Raw genomic sequence first — 16,905 nt, forward strand, 5'->3', positions numbered from 1 at the left:
GGGCCGGGAGGGGTCGACCTACCACCTCGCGTGGCACACAACGCACCGGACGCGAGCTCCGCGGCGCCGTCCGCCCCAGCCGTCCCGTCACTCGTCCTCCAGGTGATCGGCCAGCCGGTCGGCCAGGTCGAGCGGATGCAGCCCCGCCACCACCTCGCCCAGGCAGCGGCCGGTGACCGGCCCGATCTGCTCCCGCCACCGCGCCGGCACCGCGTCCAGGCCGCCGAGCGCCCCGGCCAGCGCCCCGGCGATGGCGGCGGTGGTGTCGGCGTCGCGGCCCATCGACACCGCCCCCGTGACGGCGTCGGCGAACCCGCCGCCCGCCGCGAGGAACGCGCCGAACGCCAGCGCGACCGCCTCCGGCGCCAGGTCCGTCCACGGATACGACCGGACGACGACGGCGTCCAGCAGCGCGGGCACGTCCCCCGCGTGGACCAGCGCCGACCGCAGCGACCGCGCCGTCCACGAGTCGGCCGGGACGGCGGCCAGCGCGGCGGCGCCGACCTCGGCGGCGGAGGCGTTCCCCGTCATCGCGACGGCGACCGCGGCGGCCACCGCGACCCCGGCGTGCACGCCCTCGCCGTCGTGGCTGACCGCGCCGTCGACGGTGGCCAGGCGAGCGGCCAGCAGCGGGTCGCCGGCCGCGTACACGCCGTGCACCGCGGCCCGCATCGCCAGCCCGTCGCTCCAGGAATGCAGGTGCCGCCCGCTGGCCGGCGGCCGCAGTCCGGCCCGCAGGTTCTCGATGGTGCCCAACTCGCTGAACCCGGCGCCGGAGAACCCGCCGGACTGCCCAGCCAGGTGCGTGATCCACGCGTCGGCCACGTGCTCGCTGGTCAGCCTGGCGCCGTGGTCGAGCAGCAGCAGCGCGCTGAACGCGGCGTACTCGGTGTCGTCGGTCCCCGACGGCCGGTCGGTGAGGAACCCCGTCACCGTGCCCCAGCGGGCCGCGATCTGCTCGGCCGTCAGGTTCTCCGCGGGGGCGCCCATGGCGTCGCCGATGGCGAGCCCGAGCAGGCACCCTCGCGCGCGGTCCCTCATCGACTACTCCTCCGAACTCGCCGCGCCACCGCCGTCAGCGGTTGTAGCGCTCCAGGATCTCGTTGCCGTCCTCGGTCAGCCGGGTGCCGAGCTCGTCCAGCGAGATCGCGTTGGCGAAGAACTCCTCGATCGACGGGTTGGCGACCTTGTTCTTCCACTCCTCGTAGCCGCGGACCCGCTGGAACGGCGCCTGCTCGAGGAACGTCCCGGACGCGGCCGCGACGGGCCAGTCCGGCGTCTCGGTCAGGACGGGGTCCTCGGCGGCCGCGGAGCTCGCCGGGATCATCCAGTCGCCCTTCGCCAGCAGCGCCTGGTTCTCCGGGTTGAGCATGTACTCGAGGAAGGCCATCGCCTCCTCGGGGTGCTCGGACTCGGCCGCGACCGAGATCGTCTGCGGCGCCGCCGCCTGCGCCTGCGAGTCGCCCTCCAGCGCCGGGATGGTCACCCACTCGAAGCCCTCGGGGGCCTGGTCGATGATCTGCTGACGGAACCAGATGCCCTTCGGGAGCATGGCGTACTGGCCGGCGAAGAAGCCCGGCAGCGGGTCGGAGCCGCCCATGCCGATGGCGTCGGTCGCGGCGCTCTTGTCCACGTAGAGCTGGTCGTAGATGCGCTGGAACGCCTCCTTCTCCGGGTCGCCGAAGATCGCCGTGCTGGCGCCGTCGGACTCCTCGAAGAACCCGCCGCCGAAGTTCATGGCGAGGTTGAGCATCCGGTTGGCCGGGTCCTTCAACGTCCACGCCACGCCGAACGTGTCGGCGTCGGTGAGCTGCGTCGAGATGTCGGCGAACTCGTCCCACGTCCACGGGTCGTCCGGCGTGGGCACCGCGATGCCGGCCGCGTCGAGCAGCGTCTTGTTGGCGAAGATCACCTGCGCGTCCAGCAGGAACGGCACCGCGTAGACGGAGTCGTCGAACGTGACCGCCTCCCACGCGCCGTCGAGGATGTCGTCGGTCAGCGTCTCCGGGACGAGGTCCGTGAGGTCGAGGATCCAGCCGCGGTCGGCGAAGTCCTGCAGGTAGGACGCCTCGTAGTGGACGAGGTCCGGAGCGGTGCCGCCCTCGAACGCCGTCACCAGCTGGTCCTGCACCGAGGCCCAGTCACCCTGCAGGTACTCGACCTGGATGTCGGGGTTGTCGGCGTTCCACTGCTCGATGATCTGCTGGTTCGCCGCGATGGACTCCGGCTGGAAGGCCAGGCTCTGGAAGGTCAGCGTCACCGGGTCGCCGCCGCTGCCCGTCCCGGCGCCGTCGCCGTCTCCGTCGCCGGAGCCGCAGCCGGCCAGCACGAGGCCGGCGCTGAGGACGCCGGCGGACACGATCGTTGCTGCTCTGCGCACGATCCCTCCTGGGGTGATGTGGGTGGTCAGGACTTCACCGCGCCGCCGAGCATGCCCCCGACGAGACGGCGTTGGATGATGGCGAAGAAGACGAGGCTCGGGATGGTGGCGACGAGCGCGGCGGCCGCCAGCGGGCCCAGCCGCGCCACCCCCTCCGCCCCGATGAACTTCACCAGCGTCAGTGAGATGGTCTGCAGCTCCGGCGTGCGGAGCAGGACCAGGGCGAACAGGAACTCGTTCCACGCCGAGACGAACGCGAACAGCGCGGCCGCGACGACACCGGGCACCAGCAGCGGCGCGACGATGTCCTTGAGCGTGCGGAGCTTGCCGGCACCGTCCATCGCGGCGGCCTCCTCCAACTCGACCGGGATGCCGACGACGTAGCTGCGCAGCATCCACAGCGCGAACGGCATGCTCCAGACGACGTAGACGATGATCAGGCCGAGCTGCGTGTCGTAGAGCCCGGCGTCGCGCAGCAGCAGGAACAACGGGATGATCACCAGGATGAACGGGAACATCTGGCTCAGCAGCACCCAGAGCATCGTCATCCGGCTCAGCGCCGAGCGGTAGCGCGCCATCACGTAGGCCGCCGGGATCGACAGCAGCACCGTCACCAGCGCCGAGGTGCCGGCGATGATCAGCGTGTTGAGCAGCGCCCGGGCCAGCGGCTGCTGCTCGAACGCGAGCCGGAAGTTGTCCAGCGTCGGCTCGGCCGGGATGATCGTCGGATCGATCAGCGCCATCTCCTGCGGCGGCTTGAACGCCGTCGAGATCAGCCAGAGCAGCGGGAAGGCCAGGAACACCAGGTACGCGACCAGCGCCACGTACTTCGCCGGCGTCGCCAGCGTGCGGAAGCCGCGCATGATCAGCCCTCCTCCCGGTAGCGCCGTCGTAGGTAGAACACGACGAACACGGCGATCACCAGCACCATCGCGTTGCCCAGCGCGGCCGCGTAGCCGTAGTTGCCGTAGCGGAAGGCCTCCTCGTACGCGAACAGCATCGGCAGCCGGGTCGAGCCGCCCGGCCCGCCCTCGGTGAGCACGTACACGAGGCTGAAGGAGTTGAAGTTCCAGATGAAGTCGAGCGTCGTCATCGCCGTGACGATGGGGCGCAGCGCCGGCCACGTCACATTACGGAACCGCTGCCACGGTCCCGCGCCGTCGACCGCGGCCGCCTCCTTCAGCTCCTCGGACACGCTCTGCAGGCCGGCCAGCAGCACCACCGTCGTCTGCGGCATGCCCGACCACACGCCGACGACGATGACGGCGGGCAGTGCCAGCGACAGCGAGCTGAGCCATTCGACGTTGGAGTCGATGATCCCGAGATCCTTGAGCGTGCTGTTCAGGATGCCCGCGTTGGGGTGGTACACCAGCCGCCACATGATGCCGATGACGACCGGCGGCATCGCCCACGGCACCAGCGCCAGCGTGCGGGCCAGCCAGCGCAGCCGCAGCTTCTGGTTGAGCAGCAGCGCGAGGCCGAGGCTGGCGAAGAACTGCAGGACCGTGACGCAGAACGCCCAGATCAGCCCGATGCGGAAGGAGTCCCAGAAGTACGAGTCGCCGAGCAGCTGGGTGTAGTTGTCGAAGCCGGTGAACGACGTCTGGCTGTTGCGCCCGGCCTCGGCGTCGGTGAACCCCAGGTAGATGCCGCGCAGCAGCGGGTACATGCTGAACAGCACGACCGGGATCAGCGCCGGCACGGCGAGCAGCAGCCCGTCGCGGTCCAGCCCGAGGAAGCCCTTGCGCTTCGGCTCCGTGGGCCGGGTCGCGGGTCGTCGCGCGGTGGCGGTGGCGCTCATCGGCTGCTCTCCCGGACGGTCAGCGACGGCGGGACGGTGACCCGCTCGGGCGGCGCGTCGTCGCCGTCGAGCCGGCGCAGCAGCAGCTCCGCGGCGATGCGGCCACGGTCGGCCGAGCCGAGGGAGACGCTGGACAGCGGCGGGAAGCTGGTGGCGGCCAGCGGGGTGTCGTCCATGCCGACCACCCGCACGTCGCCGGGGACGTCGCGGCCGAGTTCGCGCAGCGCGTGCAGGGCGCCCATCGCGATGAGATCGTTGGCGCCGAACACGGCGTCGACGTCCGGGTGTTCGGTGAGCAGCTCGCGCGCCGTCTGGCGGCCGGCGTCGAACCGGAAGTCGGTGAACCGGATCAGCGCGTCGTCCGTCTCCCGGCCGGCCGCCGCGAGCCCCATGCGGTAGCCGTCGTAGCGGGCCCGGCCGGGGACGGTGTCCAGCGGGCCGTCGATGAACGCGATGCGGCGGGCGCCGGCCTCGGCCAGGTGCTGGACCGCCAGCTGCGCACCCACCCGCGAGTCGGCCCGCACGTTGTCCACCGGTACGTCGTCCGGCAGCAGGCCGATCACCACGACCGGGACGGCGGTCTGCCGCAGCGCCTCGACGTGCCGGTCGGTGACGCGCAGCGGGCACAGGATCAGCCCGTCGACGTAGTTCTGGCTGAGGCTGGCCAGCACCCCCAGCTCATCCTCGACGTCGGCGCCGGTGCTGTGCAGCAGCAGCCGGTAGCCCTCGTCCCGCAGCGTCGGCTGGATGCGGCGGACCATCTCGAGGTATGCGGCGTTGCCGATGTCCTCCATCGCGAACGCGATCTGCCCCGTGTGCCGCGTCTTCAGCGACTGCGCGACGACGCTCGGGACGTAGCCGACCTCCCGGACCGCGGCGTTCACCCGGGCGACCATGTCGGCGTTGGAGGTGTTGCCGTTGAGCGCGCGCGACACCGAGGAGATCGAGACCCCGGCGACCTTGGCCACCTCGTGAATCGTCGGCCGACGGCGCTGCGACACGTGCGTCCACCTCCTCGTGGATCGGGGCCGGAACCGTTTCCGAGCGACCTTGCAGTGATGGGCGGGGAAACGTTTCCGGGATGTGGTGGACATTGGATCGCGCCGCCCCCGGTCCCGTCAAGTCGCCGATACGAACCCGTGACCCGAACCCCGCGCACGCCCGTCGCCCCGGCCCCGCCGCCGGCCCCGCCCCCACCCGACCCACCCGCGCCGCCGCACCCCGCGGCCCCGCCGCTCACCCCGGCGCCGCCACCCCACCCACCCCGCCCACGCCCGGCGCAGGCGGCGGGGTCTTGACGCGTCGCCGGGAGGCGTGCTGGAGTAGCGCCGACCTCCCGGAATCGCCGAATCCAGCCACCCCGGCCGTCGGCGGAAACGTTTCCGATCCACGGCGCGAAGGAGCGGCGGATGGCGGCATTGAACCGGGCGACGACAGTGGCGGCGGCATCCTTGCTGCTCGCAGCCCTGCACGTCGCCACGTCGGGCTCGGGGTCGGGGCCGGAGTCCGGCACCGAACCGGCCGCGGGCACCGTCGTGACCGGGACGGCGCCCGCCGGGGCCGCCGGCGTGGCCGTCGAGTACGCCGCCTACCTGCCCGCCGGCTACGAGGACGGCGACGACGAGTACGCCACGATCTACCTGCTGCACGGCCGCGGCGACACGATGGCCGCCTGGCAGCAGGTGAGCGCCGACCTCGACCGCCTGATCGCCGACGGGACGGTGCCGCCGCTGATCGCGGTCATGCCGGACGCGCCGTGGAGCGACCGCGGCAACTGGTACGTCGACTCCCTGCACACCGGCGGCGCGGCGGTCGAGACGGCGATCACGCAGGACCTGGTCGCCCACGTCGACGATACCTACCGGACGGTCGCGGACCGCGACGCGAGGGCCGTCGGCGGGTACTCGATGGGCGGGTACGGGGCGCTCCGCTACGCCCTCGCCCACCAGGACGTCTTCGCCGCCGGCCTGGTGCTCAGCCCGGCCGCCTACGTGCCGCTGCCGCCGGCCGACTCGTCGGCGCGCGAGTTCGGCGGCTTCGGCCGCGGTGACGCCGCCTTCGACGACGCCAGGTACACCGAGCTGAACTACCCGGCGCTGCTCGGCGCCGTCGACCCGGAGCTCCCGACGCACCTGTACATCGCGGTCGGCGACGACGAGTGGGCGAACCCGGCGCCCGAGGACGCCCAGCACGACATCGACTTCGAGTCCGCCCGGCTGTACAACGCGGCCAGGCGCGTGGACGGCGTGACGGCGGAGCTGCGCGTGCTCGACGGCGGGCACGACTGGGACGTCTGGCGCCCGGCGTTCCGCGACGGTCTCGCCGACGTCGCCGGCCGGCTGCGCACCACCGACCCGATCCCGCTGCCCGGCGCCATCACCGGCACCGGCGGCGACGACCGCGCGGGCGGCGTCGCGGTCACGGCCGACGGCGGCACCGTCACCGCGGTCAACGAGGGCGGCGCCGGCCCCGTCCTCAGCAGCGACGACGGCTGGACGCTGCGGCTCGTCCCCGCCGGCCGGGTCTACGGCCCGCGCACCGGCCCGGGCGGTGACCTCTACACAGCCGGCTACTCCGGCGGCGACGCGTTCGGAGCGCGGGTGACGCCCGCCGGCGAGACGGCCTGGCTGACGCGGTTCGGCCACCCGGCCGCGGCCGACCGCGCCTACGCGAGCGTCCCGGCGCCGGACGGCGGGCTCTACGTCGCCGGCTACACCAGCGGCAGCGTCGGCGGCACCCCGAACGCCGGCGACAAGGACGCACTGCTGGCCCGGTTCGACGCGGCCGGCGAGCTGCTCTGGACCCGCCAGGTCGGCGGCCCCGGCGAGGACAAGGCGCTGGACGTCACGATCGGCGCCGACCGCCGCGTCTACGTCGCGGGCGTCACGTCGCAGGCGATGCCCGGTGCGACGGCGCACGGCGGCCTGGACGCGTGGGTCGCCCGGTTCACCGACGCCGGCCAGCAGGACTGGCTCAGCCAGTTCGGCACCACCGAGAACGACCAGTTCAGCGCACTCGCGCCGCTACCGACGCAGGGCGTGGTCGCCGTCGGCCACACCGGCGGAACCCTGGGCGCGGCGAGCTCAGGCGGCAACGACCAGCTCGCCGTCGCCGTGACGTCGTCGGGCCGGGCCCGCTGGATCACCCAGGACGGCACCGGCGGCGACGACCGCACGGCCGCCGTGCACGTCGGGACGGACGGGACCATCACCGTCGCCGCCCACACCGACGGGCGGGCCGGCGTCAGCGCGGGCGGCGTGGACGTCGTCGTCAGCACGCTCGGCAGCCGCGGCCAGGGTGTGTCTCCCGGGTCTCGGCCGTCGCGAGCGGCGTCCAGGTGGATGCCTCGCAAGGCCGAGGAAGGAGACATAGCGGTGCCTATGGCGACTGACGAGAACGCAGCGAGGCGCCGCCTGGGCGTCGCGCAGCAGGCCACGGACCCGGGAGACACACCCTGGGTGCGCGAGCGCACCCAGTTCGGCACGCCGGAGCGCGACGGCGCCGACGAGTGGGACGAGGCCAACCTCTACCTCGACGCGACCGGCACCCTGATCACCGGCCTGACGTTCGGCGGCGGCCGCGGGCTCGGTGACGTGTTCACCGGCCCGCTGCCGTCACGCCGCTAGAACAGCGCGCTGGCCAGCGCCGACCGCGCCTTGGCGACGCGCGGGTCGGCGCCGCCGACGATGTCGAACAGCTCGACGACCCGAGCCCGGACGAGCTCGCGGTCGTCGCCGAAGACGCGCCGGACGGTGCCGATGAGGCGGTCGAACGCTTGGTCGACCCGGCCCGACACGACCTCGATGTCGGCGGCCAGCAACTGCGCGCCGACGTCGGTGGGGTCGGCGTCGGCGGCCGCGACGGCCCCCGCCGGGTCGGCGCCCGCGGTGCGGCGCAGCAGCTCGACCTGGGCCAGCCCGGCCTTCGCCTCGGCGTCGGCCGGCGCCTCGGCCAGCACCTGCTGGTAGGCCTGGGCGGCCCGGTCGAAGTCGCCGGCGTTGATGGCGTCGTAGGCGGCCTCGAACCGGGGGTCGATCGGCTCTTCCTCGGCCTCCGCCTCGCCCTCGGCCGGTTCGGCGCCGGCGGCGCCCGGAATCGGGTCGGCCCGCCCGGCGACCCCGTTGGCGACGGCCATCTGCAGCAGCTGGTCGATGACCTGCTGGGCCTGTGCCTCGGGGATGGCGCCCTGGAACATCGGGACCAGCTGCCCGCGCACCACGGCGACGACGGTGGGGATGCTCTGCACCTGCGCGGCCTGCGCGATGGCCTGGTTGGCGTCGACGTCGATCTTGGCGAGGACGAACCGGCCCTCATGCTGCGCGGCCAGGCGCTCGAGGATGGGCGAGAGCGTCTTGCACGGCTCGCACCAGGTGGCCCAGAAGTCGATGACGACGGGCACGGTCATGGACCGGGTGAGCACCTCGGACTGGAATGTCTCCTCGGTGACGTCGATGACGTAACCACCGCCGGAGGCGCCCGGCGTGGCCTGCTGCGGCGTCCCGCCGCCGTTCAGGGCGGACAGGTCGACGGCGCCGGGGCGGCTGAAACTCTGCGAGCTCATGGCCCTATCCTCCCCCGATCAGCCGCCCGGCTGCCACACGGGTCCGTCAGTCCCAGTAGGCGCTGTTCCAGTGTCGGGCATCGACGGCGTGCGCGCGAGGCAGCGGGGCGAGCGGCACGGACGCGGTTCGGCGGACGGGCTCGGCGGCGGCGCGGCGGCGCAACGGGTAGGCATGCGCGAGCAGAATGGCGATCATCGCGGCCAGCAGGATCGGTACCAGCATGCGACCTCCCTGGTCGGAGCGCTGTTGCCCGCATGGTGACAGATCACCGGCGGGCCGTCCACCCGTCAGAACCGGGCCGGCTCGGAGTACACCCCCCATTCCGCGCGCAGCGCGTCGCAGATCTCGCCCAGCGTCGCCTCGGCCCGGGCGGCGTCGAGTATGGCGGGGACGAGGTTGGCGTCGGTGCGCGCGACCTCGACCATGGTGGCCAGCGCGGCCCGGACGGCGGCGTCGTCGCGCGCCGCCCGCCGCCGCGCCAGCACCTGCCGCTGCTCGTCCTCGACCTCGTGCGACACCCGCAGGATGTCGAGCTCGCCGGTGACGGTGTCGGTGTGGACGTTGACGCCGACGACTCGCTTGTCGCCCTTCTCGACCCGCTGCTGGTGCTGGAACGCCGACTCGGCGATCTCACCGGTGAACCAGCCGTTGTCGATGCCGTGCAGGATGCCGGCGGTCATCGGCCCGTACTCGCGGATCCAGCGGGTGTCGGCGGCGCCCATGTCGCGGATGCGGGCGAAGATCGCCTCGGCCTCGGCCTCGAGCCGGTCGGTCAGCGCCTCGACGTACCAGGAGCCGCCGAGCGGGTCGGCGACGTTGGCGACGCCGGTCTCCTCCATGAGCACCTGCTGGGTGCGCAGCGCGATCTCGGCCGACGACTCCGTCGGCAGCGCCAGCACCTCGTCGAGCGCGTTGGTGTGCAGCGAGTTGGTGCCGCCGAGCACCGCGGCGAGCGCCTCGACCGCCGTGCGGACGACGTTGTTGTACGGCTGCTGCCCGGTGAGCGAGACGCCGGCCGTCTGGGTGTGGAAGCGCAGCCACTGCGCCTTCTCGGTCTTCGCGCCGTAGACGTCGCGCAGCCAGCGGGCCCAGATGCGGCGGGCGGCGCGGAACTTGGCGATCTCCTCGAAAAAGTCGACGTGGGCGTCGAAGAAGAAGGACAGCCCGGGCGCGAACACGTCGACGTCGAGGCCGCGCGACAGCCCCAGCTCGACGTAGCCGAAGCCGTCGGCCAGCGTGAACGCCAGCTCCTGCGCGGCCGTCGAGCCGGCCTCGCGGATGTGGTAGCCCGACACCGACAGCGGCTTGTACGCAGGCACGTCGGCCGCGCAGTACTCCATCAGGTCGCCGATGAGGCGCAGGTGCGGCTCGGGCTCGAACAGCCACTCCTTCTGCGCGATGTACTCCTTGAAGATGTCCGTCTGCAGCGTGCCGTTGAGGTCGCCGACGGCGACGCCCTGCCGCTCGGCGGCGACGATGTACATACAGAAGATCGGCACGGCCGGCCCGCTGATCGTCATGGACGTGGTGACGTCGCCCAGCGGGATGCCGGCGAACAGCTCGTCCATGTCGGCTGCCGAGTCGATGGCGACGCCGCAGTGCCCGACCTCGCCGAGGCTGCGCGCGTCGTCGGAGTCGCGGCCCATGAGCGTCGGCATGTCGAACGCGACGGACAGCCCGCCGCCGCCGGAGCGCAGGATCATCTTGTAGCGCTCGTTGGTCTGCTGCGCGTTGCCGAACCCGGCGAACTGCCGGATCGTCCACGCCCGGCCGCGGTACCCCGTCGGGTAGAGGCCGCGGGTGAACGGGTACTCGCCGGGCCAGCCGATGCGCTCGAACCGCGGATCGTCGACGCCGTCGGGCGGCCCGTAGACGGGGTCGACCTCGGTGCCGGACAGCGTGGTGAAGTCGGTGTCGCGGACCTTGCCGGCCGCGATGGCGGCGTCGAGCCTCGCCTGCCAGCGCCGGCGGCCGGCTTCGATTTCGCGGGCATCCATGATGGGGTCTCCATTTTAGTTGGACGTCCTAGTAACTGGCTCCATCGTACCCGCAGTGGAATGATCGGGCACGTGCACATCACAGCGCGCGCCGACTACGCCGTCCGGGCGGTGGTCCAGCTCGCCTCCCTGCAGCCGTCGTCGGCCACCCGGCAGCAACTGGCGGAGGCGCAGGACATCCCCGGCAAGTTCCTCGAGACCATCCTCGGCGACCTGCGCCGGGCCGGCATCCTCGACGCCCAGCGCGGCGCGACGGGCGGCTACCGCCTCACCAGACCGGCGGCCGAGATCACCCTCGCCGACATCGTCCGGGCCACCGAGGGCCCGCTGGCCGCGGTGCGCGGCATGCCGCCCGAGGACACCATCTACCCCGGGCCGGCGCAGCCGCTCACCCGCGTGTGGGTAGCGGTCCGGGCCAGCCTGCGCGACGTGCTGGAGCACACCACCGTCGCCGACGTCATCGCCGACCGCCTGCCGGACCACGTCATCGAACTGCAGAAACGCCCCGACTCCTGGACCCGCCGCTGACCCGGCAGCCTGATCATCCATGATCCGACCCCCTATGGATGGTCGGATCCTGGATGATCGCGCCAGCTCGAGCGGACCAGCGGACGGCACGGGTTCGACGTCCATCATGATCATCCGACTTTTGGGCTGCTCTGACACCCCAGAAGTTGGATGATCATGGCCGACCGTTCGAGTGGCGCCCTCCGGGTGTCGAACGGGTGGGGACGACCGGCACGTTGATCACGCGGTCGGCAGGTCGACGGTTCGCGCGCGCTGGTCTGTCGGTGCCCGCCCATAGGGTGGGCCCCATCCGGGCCGGGAGGGTCATGCCTACCGCCACACGTGGCGCCCGGCAAGGGGGCAGGCGCCAACGTGCTTCACCGGGCCAACGTGGCCGCACCAACGGTGGCAGTCTCCGAGGCCACCGGAGCATCACGCCGCGCACCTACCGCCGCCAACACGAGACCCACGAGCAGCCAGCCGCTCAGCACGAGCACCGGCTGCAGCGCCGCCGCCCCGTCGAAGTAGGACGTCGACCGCAGCAGCGTCCCACCGGCGCCCGGCGGCAGGTACTGGCCGAGCGTCCCCCACCCGGACGGCAGCAGCTCTGGCGCGGACGTCACGCCTGATAGCGGGTTCCCCAGCAGCAGCATGGTCGCGGCACCGAGCGCCGCGCCGGCATGCCCCAGCGCGGCGTTCAGGCCGATCAGCGTGAACGAGGTCGCAGCGAGGATGAACGCGTACACGCCGGCGTTCGCCCACCAGTTGCCGTCGAGGACGCCGAGCCAGCTCTGCATGACCAGCACGGCCACCGCGCCGCCGCCGATCGCCGCCATCGTCGCGCCGGCGACCCGGCGCCAGACCCCGGCGACGACGAAGCTCATCGCCGCGCCGATCGCGATACCGCCGAACACCATGGGCAGCGCACCCGCGCTGAAGCCGGTGCCGCGCGGGTCGCCGGACGGCAGTGGCGCGGCGTCCTCGACCACCGGACCTGACGGCGCCTCCCCGGACGACGCCGCCATCGACGTCGCCACGCCCTGCAGCAGTTGCGCCACGACCGGGCTGGCCGCGGACGCCGTCAGGACGGACGGCGGGCCGGACGGCGACAGGACGATCGCCCCGTACACGTCCCGGTCCGCGATGGCCGACCGGGCCTCCTCCTCTGACGACACGGCGTCGACCGCGAAGCCGTCCGGCACCGCCTGGTCGAGTTGCTCGGAAACGGCGGCGACGGCGTCAGGCGGTCCGGCGACGGCGATGGGCACGTCGCGCGGGGCGATCTCGGAGCTCGGCCACACGAACGCGGTGACGAGCACACCGATGACGACGGACAGGCCCAGCGCGATGCCGATGACCCTGCGCATGGTTCCTCCAGAGCTAAAACGAACGATCGTTCTCCAAGAACCAACTCTGCTCCCGGCCCGCGTCGCGTGTCAAGAACGACCGTTCGTTTTATGATGAATCCATGCCCCGTGTCTCCGAAGCCCACCTTGCCGCCCGGCGCCAGCAGATCCTCGAGGCCGCCTGGCGGTGCTTCAGCCGCCAGGGCTTCCACGCCACGTCCATGCAGGACGTCTTCGCCGAGTCGGGGTTGTCCGCCGGCGCGGTCTACCGGTACTTCCCCAGCAAGGCCGACCTCGTCCGGACGACGGCCGAGGGCATCGCGGGTACCGCCGAGGACGCGTTCCAGGAGCTGCTGGGCGAAGATCCGGTCCCGCGGCCGGACGAGGCGCTGCGACGAGCGCTCATCCACATCACCCAGCACGTCACCGCCGGCGAGGTCGACCGGACGAGGATGGCGCTGCACGTGTGGTCCGAGGCGGTCCGCGACGAAGAGATCCGCGGCATCGTCACCACCATCGCCGACCGCATCATCGGCCTGTGGTCAGAGCTGGCCGTGCGCTGGCTCGACGCCGGCTACCTCCGGCCGGGCAGCGACCCGCGGCAGGTCGCGAGCGCCATGTACGGCGTCATGATCGGCTTCGTCGCACAGCGGCACCTGCTCGGCATCGAGACCGACGACTACCTCGACGGCTTCAGCGCGATCAGTCGCTGAAGTCGCCGGCCGCCACGCGCAGCCCGCGCAGGATGTCGAACACCTGCTTGCGGTCGTCGCCGCCGAGGGCGCGCAGGCCGAACTCGGCCTCCATCAGCTCGGTGGTGACGCGGCCGACGGCGTCGCGGCCGGACTGCGTGATGCGGGCCAGCGTGCCGCGGCCGTCGCGCGGGTTGGGTTCGCGGGTGACGAAGCCGGCCCCCTCGAGCCGCTGGATGGTGTTGGTGACGCTGGTGGGGTGCACCATCAGCCGCTCGCCGATCTTCGCCATCGGCAGCGCACCTGTGCGGCTGAAGCTGAGCAGCACCAGCGCCTCGTAGCGGGCGAAGGTGAGGCCGTAGGGCCGGCAGATGCGGTCGAACTCACCGATCAACAGCTGCTGTACCCGCATGATCGAGGTGGCCGCGGCCATGGCCTCGGACGGGCCGAACCGCTCCCGCCAGATCGACGCGGCGCGCTCGATCGGGTCGAAGTCCAGGTCCAATGGCTCGGCCATGAGCCCCCAACCTAGTAGACGCCCTGCCGGCGACGGGCGGAGGCCGGTCCCGGGTTGCGCGGATGGTCCGGCCGCCGCGGGTTCTTCTTCTTGGGTTCCTCGGCCGCCGGTGCCGACGCGCCGGTGGCCTCGCGGCGCAGCGCATGGATGACCCGGGCGACGTCGTTGGGCCGCGGGATGAAGTGGATGTCGCGCACGCCCTGCTCCTGGGCCGCGTTCTCGAGCACCAGGTGGCCGGAGCGGAACGGCCGCAGCCACCACGGCCGCACGACGGTGATGTCGAGCAGCCGGACGATCTCCATCTCGGCCTCGTTGAGGGAGAACAGCCCCCACACGCGGAACACCCGGGAGTCGGTGACGACGAAGCGGTCGCGGGCGATGTACAGCGACTTGATCAGCGCGTACCCGAGCAGCCCGGCCGCGCCGGCCAGCGGCAGCCAGGCGGTGCGGGCCTGCATGAACGGCGCGACGGCGAGCAGCAGGACGCCGCCCAGCGCGGCCAGTGCCGGCAGGCCGTACAGGATCGCGCTGTGCTTGCACTCGGCGACGATCTCTTCGCCGGCGACCAGCTTCCGCTTGACCAGCCGGTGCCCGAACCACGACGTGAAGTTGCGCCAGAACAGCCGGATCAGGCCGTCCTCGGCGACCCGGTCGAGCCACCGGACGAACCCGTCGGTCAGCCCGTCGACGGTCCTTCTGGGCGTCCACATGGCCCGGGGCTCAGAACAACTCGGTGAAGAACGTCATCACGGCGTCGAAGAAGTCGGCGATGCCGTTGCCGATCTCGCCGAGCAGATCGGCCAGTCCCTCGGGCTCGGTGAGCACGAAGTACACCAGAAACGCGATACCCAGGATGATGAGCGCTTTCCTCACTGCATCATCCTTTCGTACCGGGGCACGCGGACGAGGGCCGCCACGCGCTGCTTCCTGACTTTGTACCTCACGTTGGGCCAAAGACCCCAGCGCCACGCCGGATCATGACACGGCGTCGACGATCTTCTCGGCGGCGGCGTACGGATCGAGCTCGCCGGCCAGGACCGCGCGGGCGAGGTCGTCGAGCCGCTCGTCGCCGTGCAGGCCGGCGAAACGGCGGCGGAGGTCGGTGACGGCGATGGCCTCGATCTCGTCGCGGGCGCGGCGGACCCGGCGCCGCTCGGCCTCGCCACTGCCGGCCGCCCAGGTGCGGTGCGCGGCGATGGCCTCGACGACGTCGTCGATGCCCTCGCCGCGGGAAGCGACGGTGCTGACGATCGGCTGCCGCCAGTCGCCCGGCGCGCGCTCGGCCAGCCGGACGGTGCCGCGGAGGTCGCGGACGACCTGGTCGGCGCCGTCGCGGTCGGCCTTGTTGACGACGTAGACGTCGCCGACCTCGAGGATGCCGGCCTTGGCCGCCTGGACGCCGTCGCCCATGCCAGGCGCGAGCAGCACCAGCGTGGTGTCGGCCAGCGCGGCGACGTCGATCTCGGACTGGCCGACGCCGACGGTCTCGATGAGCACGATGTCGCAGCCGGCGGCGTCGAGCACCCGGACCGCCTGCGGCGTGGCCCACGCCAGCCCGCCGAGGTGCCCGCGCGTCGCCATGGACCGGATGAACACGCCGCGGTCGGTCGCGTGGTCCTGCATGCGGACGCGGTCGCCGAGCAGCGCGCCGCCGGTGAACGGCGAGGACGGGTCGACGGCCAGCACGCCGACCCGCAGGCCCTGGGCGCGGTACGCCCCGACCAGCGCCGCCGTGACGGTGGACTTACCGACGCCGGGCGAGCCGGTGATGCCGACGACGGCCGCGGACCCGGCGTGTGCCACCAGCTCGGCGGTCAGCTCGCGCAGCCCGGACGCGCCGTTCTCGACCAGCGTGACCAGCCGGGCGACGGCGCGCGGGTCGCCGCCGATCGCCCGTTCGACCAGGCCGGCGCCGGCCACGGAGGCCGTCACGGCACCCGCAGCACCAGCGCGTCGCCCTGGCCGCCGCCTCCGCACAGCCCGGCCGCGCCCACGCCGCCGCCGCGACGGCCCAGCTCGAGCGCCAGGTGCAGCACCAGCCGCGCGCCGGACATGCCGATGGGGTGGCCCATCGCGATGGCGCCGCCGTTGACGTTGACCTTCGCCGGATCGACGCCCAGCTCGCGGGTGCTGGCGATGCCCACGGCCGCGAACGCCTCGTTGATCTCGACGAGGTCGAGGCCGGCGGGGTCGATGCCCTCCTTGGCGCAGGCGGCCCGGATGGCGTTGGCCGGCTGGCTCTGCAGCGTGGAGTCGGGGCCGGCGACGACGCCGTGCGCGCCGACGTGGGCGATCGGGGTGACGCCCAGCTCGGCCGCCTTCTCCTCGCTCATGACGACGACCGCGGCGGCGCCGTCGGACAGCTGCGACGCCGAGCCGGCGGTGATGGTGCCGTCGGGCCGGAAGCTCGGCCTCAGCCGGGCCAGCGTCTCGGCCGTGGTGTCGGCGCGGATGCCTTCGTCGCGATCGACGACCAGCGGGTCGCCCTTGCGCTGCGGCACCTCGACCGGCACGACCTCGTCGGCGAACAGTCCGTTCTTCCAGGCGGCGGCCGCCCGCTGGTGCGACGCGGCGGCGAACTCGTCCTGCTCCTCGCGGGTCAGCGTTCGGTTCGCCGTCTCCGTCAGCGCGCCCATGGCCTGGTCGGTGAAGACGTCGTACAGGCCGTCGTAGGACATGTGGTCGAGCAGCGTGACGTCGCCGAACTTGAAGCCCTGCCGCGACTTCGGCAGCAGGTGCGGCGCGTTGGACATCGACTCCATGCCGCCGGCGACGACGACGTCGAACTCGCCGGCCCGGATCAGCTGCGCGGCCAGCGCGATGGCGTCGAGCCCGGACAGGCACACCTTGTTGACGGTGAGCGCGGGCACGGTCATCGGGATGCCGCCCTTGACCGCGGCCTGGCGGGCCGGGATCTGGCCGGCGCCGGCCTGCAGTACCTGGCCCATGATGACGTAGTCGACCTGGCCGGGCGCGACGCCGGACCGCGTCAGCGCCGCCTCGATGGCGAGCCCGCCGAGGTCGGTGCCGGAGAACCCGGACAGCGAGCCCAGCAGCTTCCCGATCGGCGTACGCGCTCCACCGGCGATGACGGCCATGCGTC

Annotated in this window: 17 protein-coding genes; 3 read left to right on the forward strand and 14 right to left on the reverse strand. The window is 72.7% G+C overall.

Going from position 1 to position 16,905, the window contains the following annotated elements:
* Positions 1 to 87 precede the first annotated feature (87 nt).
* Genes ACW62_RS16045 through ACW62_RS16065 form a run of 5 tightly spaced genes read right to left on the reverse strand, consistent with a single transcriptional unit; the run spans position 88 to position 5,182 of the window.
* The gene (locus ACW62_RS16045) at positions 88 to 1,041 is read right to left on the reverse strand and encodes an ADP-ribosylglycohydrolase family protein (protein WP_053205112.1); all 954 of its coding nucleotides are present in this window, start codon (positions 1,039 to 1,041) and stop codon (positions 88 to 90) included.
* Positions 1,042 to 1,075: 34 nt separating this feature from the next.
* The gene (locus ACW62_RS16050) at positions 1,076 to 2,380 is read right to left on the reverse strand and encodes an ABC transporter substrate-binding protein (protein ID WP_053205113.1); all 1,305 of its coding nucleotides are present in this window, start codon (positions 2,378 to 2,380) and stop codon (positions 1,076 to 1,078) included.
* Between the two features lie 26 nt (positions 2,381 to 2,406).
* Positions 2,407 to 3,243, reverse strand: coding sequence for a carbohydrate ABC transporter permease (locus ACW62_RS16055; RefSeq protein ID WP_053205114.1), 837 nt, complete (start codon positions 3,241 to 3,243; stop codon positions 2,407 to 2,409).
* Between the two features lie 2 nt (positions 3,244 to 3,245).
* Positions 3,246 to 4,181, reverse strand: coding sequence for a carbohydrate ABC transporter permease (locus ACW62_RS16060; protein ID WP_053205115.1), 936 nt, complete (start codon positions 4,179 to 4,181; stop codon positions 3,246 to 3,248).
* Positions 4,178 to 5,182 carry a LacI family DNA-binding transcriptional regulator gene (locus ACW62_RS16065; protein ID WP_053205116.1) on the reverse strand — a complete coding sequence of 335 codons (1,005 nt, stop codon included), beginning with the start codon at positions 5,180 to 5,182 and terminating at the stop codon, positions 4,178 to 4,180. The genes ACW62_RS16060 and ACW62_RS16065 overlap by 4 nt, the downstream gene beginning before the upstream one ends.
* A gap of 408 nt (positions 5,183 to 5,590) precedes the next feature.
* Between ACW62_RS16065 and ACW62_RS16070 the strand changes: the two genes are divergently transcribed.
* Positions 5,591 to 7,807 carry an alpha/beta hydrolase-fold protein gene (locus ACW62_RS16070; protein WP_083459823.1) on the forward strand — a complete coding sequence of 739 codons (2,217 nt, stop codon included), beginning with the start codon at positions 5,591 to 5,593 and terminating at the stop codon, positions 7,805 to 7,807.
* Here ACW62_RS16070 and ACW62_RS16075 read toward each other — a convergent pair.
* The 3 genes from ACW62_RS16075 to ACW62_RS16080 form a co-directional block, all read right to left on the reverse strand.
* Positions 7,804 to 8,742, reverse strand: coding sequence for a tetratricopeptide repeat protein (locus tag ACW62_RS16075; protein ID WP_053205118.1), 939 nt, complete (start codon positions 8,740 to 8,742; stop codon positions 7,804 to 7,806). The two genes, ACW62_RS16070 and ACW62_RS16075, sit on opposite strands and share 4 nt — an antisense overlap.
* 46 nt (positions 8,743 to 8,788) lie before the next feature.
* On the reverse strand, positions 8,789 to 8,965 hold the full coding sequence (locus ACW62_RS34080) for a hypothetical protein (RefSeq protein ID WP_157574794.1): 177 nt from the start codon (positions 8,963 to 8,965) through the stop codon (positions 8,789 to 8,791).
* 65 nt (positions 8,966 to 9,030) lie between these two features.
* The gene (locus tag ACW62_RS16080; protein ID WP_053205119.1) at positions 9,031 to 10,740 is read right to left on the reverse strand and encodes a coenzyme B12-dependent isobutyryl-CoA mutase large subunit; all 1,710 of its coding nucleotides are present in this window, start codon (positions 10,738 to 10,740) and stop codon (positions 9,031 to 9,033) included.
* A 72-nt stretch (positions 10,741 to 10,812) separates the two neighbouring features.
* Between ACW62_RS16080 and ACW62_RS16085 the strand changes: the two genes are divergently transcribed.
* Complete coding sequence (locus tag ACW62_RS16085) at positions 10,813 to 11,268, forward strand: RrF2 family transcriptional regulator (RefSeq protein ID WP_053205195.1); 456 nt, start codon at positions 10,813 to 10,815, stop codon at positions 11,266 to 11,268.
* A 356-nt stretch (positions 11,269 to 11,624) separates the two neighbouring features.
* On the opposite strand, the gene ACW62_RS16090 is transcribed toward ACW62_RS16085, so the two are convergent.
* The gene (locus tag ACW62_RS16090; protein ID WP_053205120.1) at positions 11,625 to 12,614 is read right to left on the reverse strand and encodes an ABC transporter permease; all 990 of its coding nucleotides are present in this window, start codon (positions 12,612 to 12,614) and stop codon (positions 11,625 to 11,627) included.
* 101 nt (positions 12,615 to 12,715) lie between these two features.
* On the opposite strand from ACW62_RS16090, the gene ACW62_RS16095 reads away from it, so the two are divergent.
* Positions 12,716 to 13,306 carry a TetR/AcrR family transcriptional regulator gene (locus ACW62_RS16095; protein WP_053205121.1) on the forward strand — a complete coding sequence of 197 codons (591 nt, stop codon included), beginning with the start codon at positions 12,716 to 12,718 and terminating at the stop codon, positions 13,304 to 13,306.
* Here ACW62_RS16095 and ACW62_RS16100 read toward each other — a convergent pair.
* The 5 genes from ACW62_RS16100 to ACW62_RS16115 form a co-directional block, all read right to left on the reverse strand.
* Positions 13,296 to 13,802, reverse strand: coding sequence for a MarR family winged helix-turn-helix transcriptional regulator (locus tag ACW62_RS16100; protein WP_053205122.1), 507 nt, complete (start codon positions 13,800 to 13,802; stop codon positions 13,296 to 13,298). The two genes, ACW62_RS16095 and ACW62_RS16100, sit on opposite strands and share 11 nt — an antisense overlap.
* An 11-nt stretch (positions 13,803 to 13,813) precedes the next feature.
* Positions 13,814 to 14,512, reverse strand: a complete 699-nt coding sequence (locus tag ACW62_RS16105; RefSeq protein ID WP_053205123.1) for a PH domain-containing protein — start codon at positions 14,510 to 14,512, stop codon at positions 13,814 to 13,816.
* A gap of 10 nt (positions 14,513 to 14,522) precedes the next feature.
* Positions 14,523 to 14,675: a hypothetical protein gene (locus ACW62_RS34085; protein ID WP_157574795.1), complete on the reverse strand. Its 153-nt coding sequence runs from the start codon at positions 14,673 to 14,675 to the stop codon at positions 14,523 to 14,525.
* Positions 14,676 to 14,777: 102 nt separating this feature from the next.
* On the reverse strand, positions 14,778 to 15,734 hold the full coding sequence (gene meaB / locus ACW62_RS16110) for a methylmalonyl Co-A mutase-associated GTPase MeaB (protein WP_053205124.1): 957 nt from the start codon (positions 15,732 to 15,734) through the stop codon (positions 14,778 to 14,780).
* Positions 15,731 to 16,900 (reverse strand): acetyl-CoA C-acetyltransferase, encoded by a 1,170-nt coding sequence (locus ACW62_RS16115; RefSeq protein WP_053205125.1) that lies wholly within the window; start codon positions 16,898 to 16,900, stop codon positions 15,731 to 15,733. Before ACW62_RS16115 ends, meaB begins: the two co-directional genes overlap by 4 nt.
* Positions 16,901 to 16,905: the final 5 nt, after the last annotated feature.

Source organism: Jiangella muralis (genome assembly GCF_001270745.1).
GTDB lineage: Bacteria > Actinomycetota > Actinomycetes > Jiangellales > Jiangellaceae > Jiangella > Jiangella muralis.

What these genes read in the sequence shown, in the direction of transcription:
- ACW62_RS16045 (WP_053205112.1), bottom strand. Translation starts at nt 1,041, where the DNA reads ATGAGGGACCGCGCGCGAGGGTGCCTGCTCGGGCTCGCCATCGGCGAC.
- ACW62_RS16055 (WP_053205114.1), bottom strand. Translation starts at nt 3,243, where the DNA reads ATGCGCGGCTTCCGCACGCTGGCGACGCCGGCGAAGTACGTGGCGCTG.
- ACW62_RS16060 (WP_053205115.1), bottom strand. Translation starts at nt 4,181, where the DNA reads ATGAGCGCCACCGCCACCGCGCGACGACCCGCGACCCGGCCCACGGAG.
- ACW62_RS16070 (WP_083459823.1), top strand. Translation starts at nt 5,591, where the DNA reads ATGGCGGCATTGAACCGGGCGACGACAGTGGCGGCGGCATCCTTGCTG.
- ACW62_RS16075 (WP_053205118.1), bottom strand. Translation starts at nt 8,742, where the DNA reads ATGAGCTCGCAGAGTTTCAGCCGCCCCGGCGCCGTCGACCTGTCCGCC.
- ACW62_RS34080 (WP_157574794.1), bottom strand. Translation starts at nt 8,965, where the DNA reads ATGCTGGTACCGATCCTGCTGGCCGCGATGATCGCCATTCTGCTCGCG.
- ACW62_RS16080 (WP_053205119.1), bottom strand. Translation starts at nt 10,740, where the DNA reads ATGGATGCCCGCGAAATCGAAGCCGGCCGCCGGCGCTGGCAGGCGAGG.
- ACW62_RS16090 (WP_053205120.1), bottom strand. Translation starts at nt 12,614, where the DNA reads ATGCGCAGGGTCATCGGCATCGCGCTGGGCCTGTCCGTCGTCATCGGT.
- ACW62_RS16095 (WP_053205121.1), top strand. Translation starts at nt 12,716, where the DNA reads ATGCCCCGTGTCTCCGAAGCCCACCTTGCCGCCCGGCGCCAGCAGATC.
- ACW62_RS16100 (WP_053205122.1), bottom strand. Translation starts at nt 13,802, where the DNA reads ATGGCCGAGCCATTGGACCTGGACTTCGACCCGATCGAGCGCGCCGCG.
- ACW62_RS16105 (WP_053205123.1), bottom strand. Translation starts at nt 14,512, where the DNA reads ATGTGGACGCCCAGAAGGACCGTCGACGGGCTGACCGACGGGTTCGTC.
- ACW62_RS16115 (WP_053205125.1), bottom strand. Translation starts at nt 16,900, where the DNA reads ATGGCCGTCATCGCCGGTGGAGCGCGTACGCCGATCGGGAAGCTGCTG.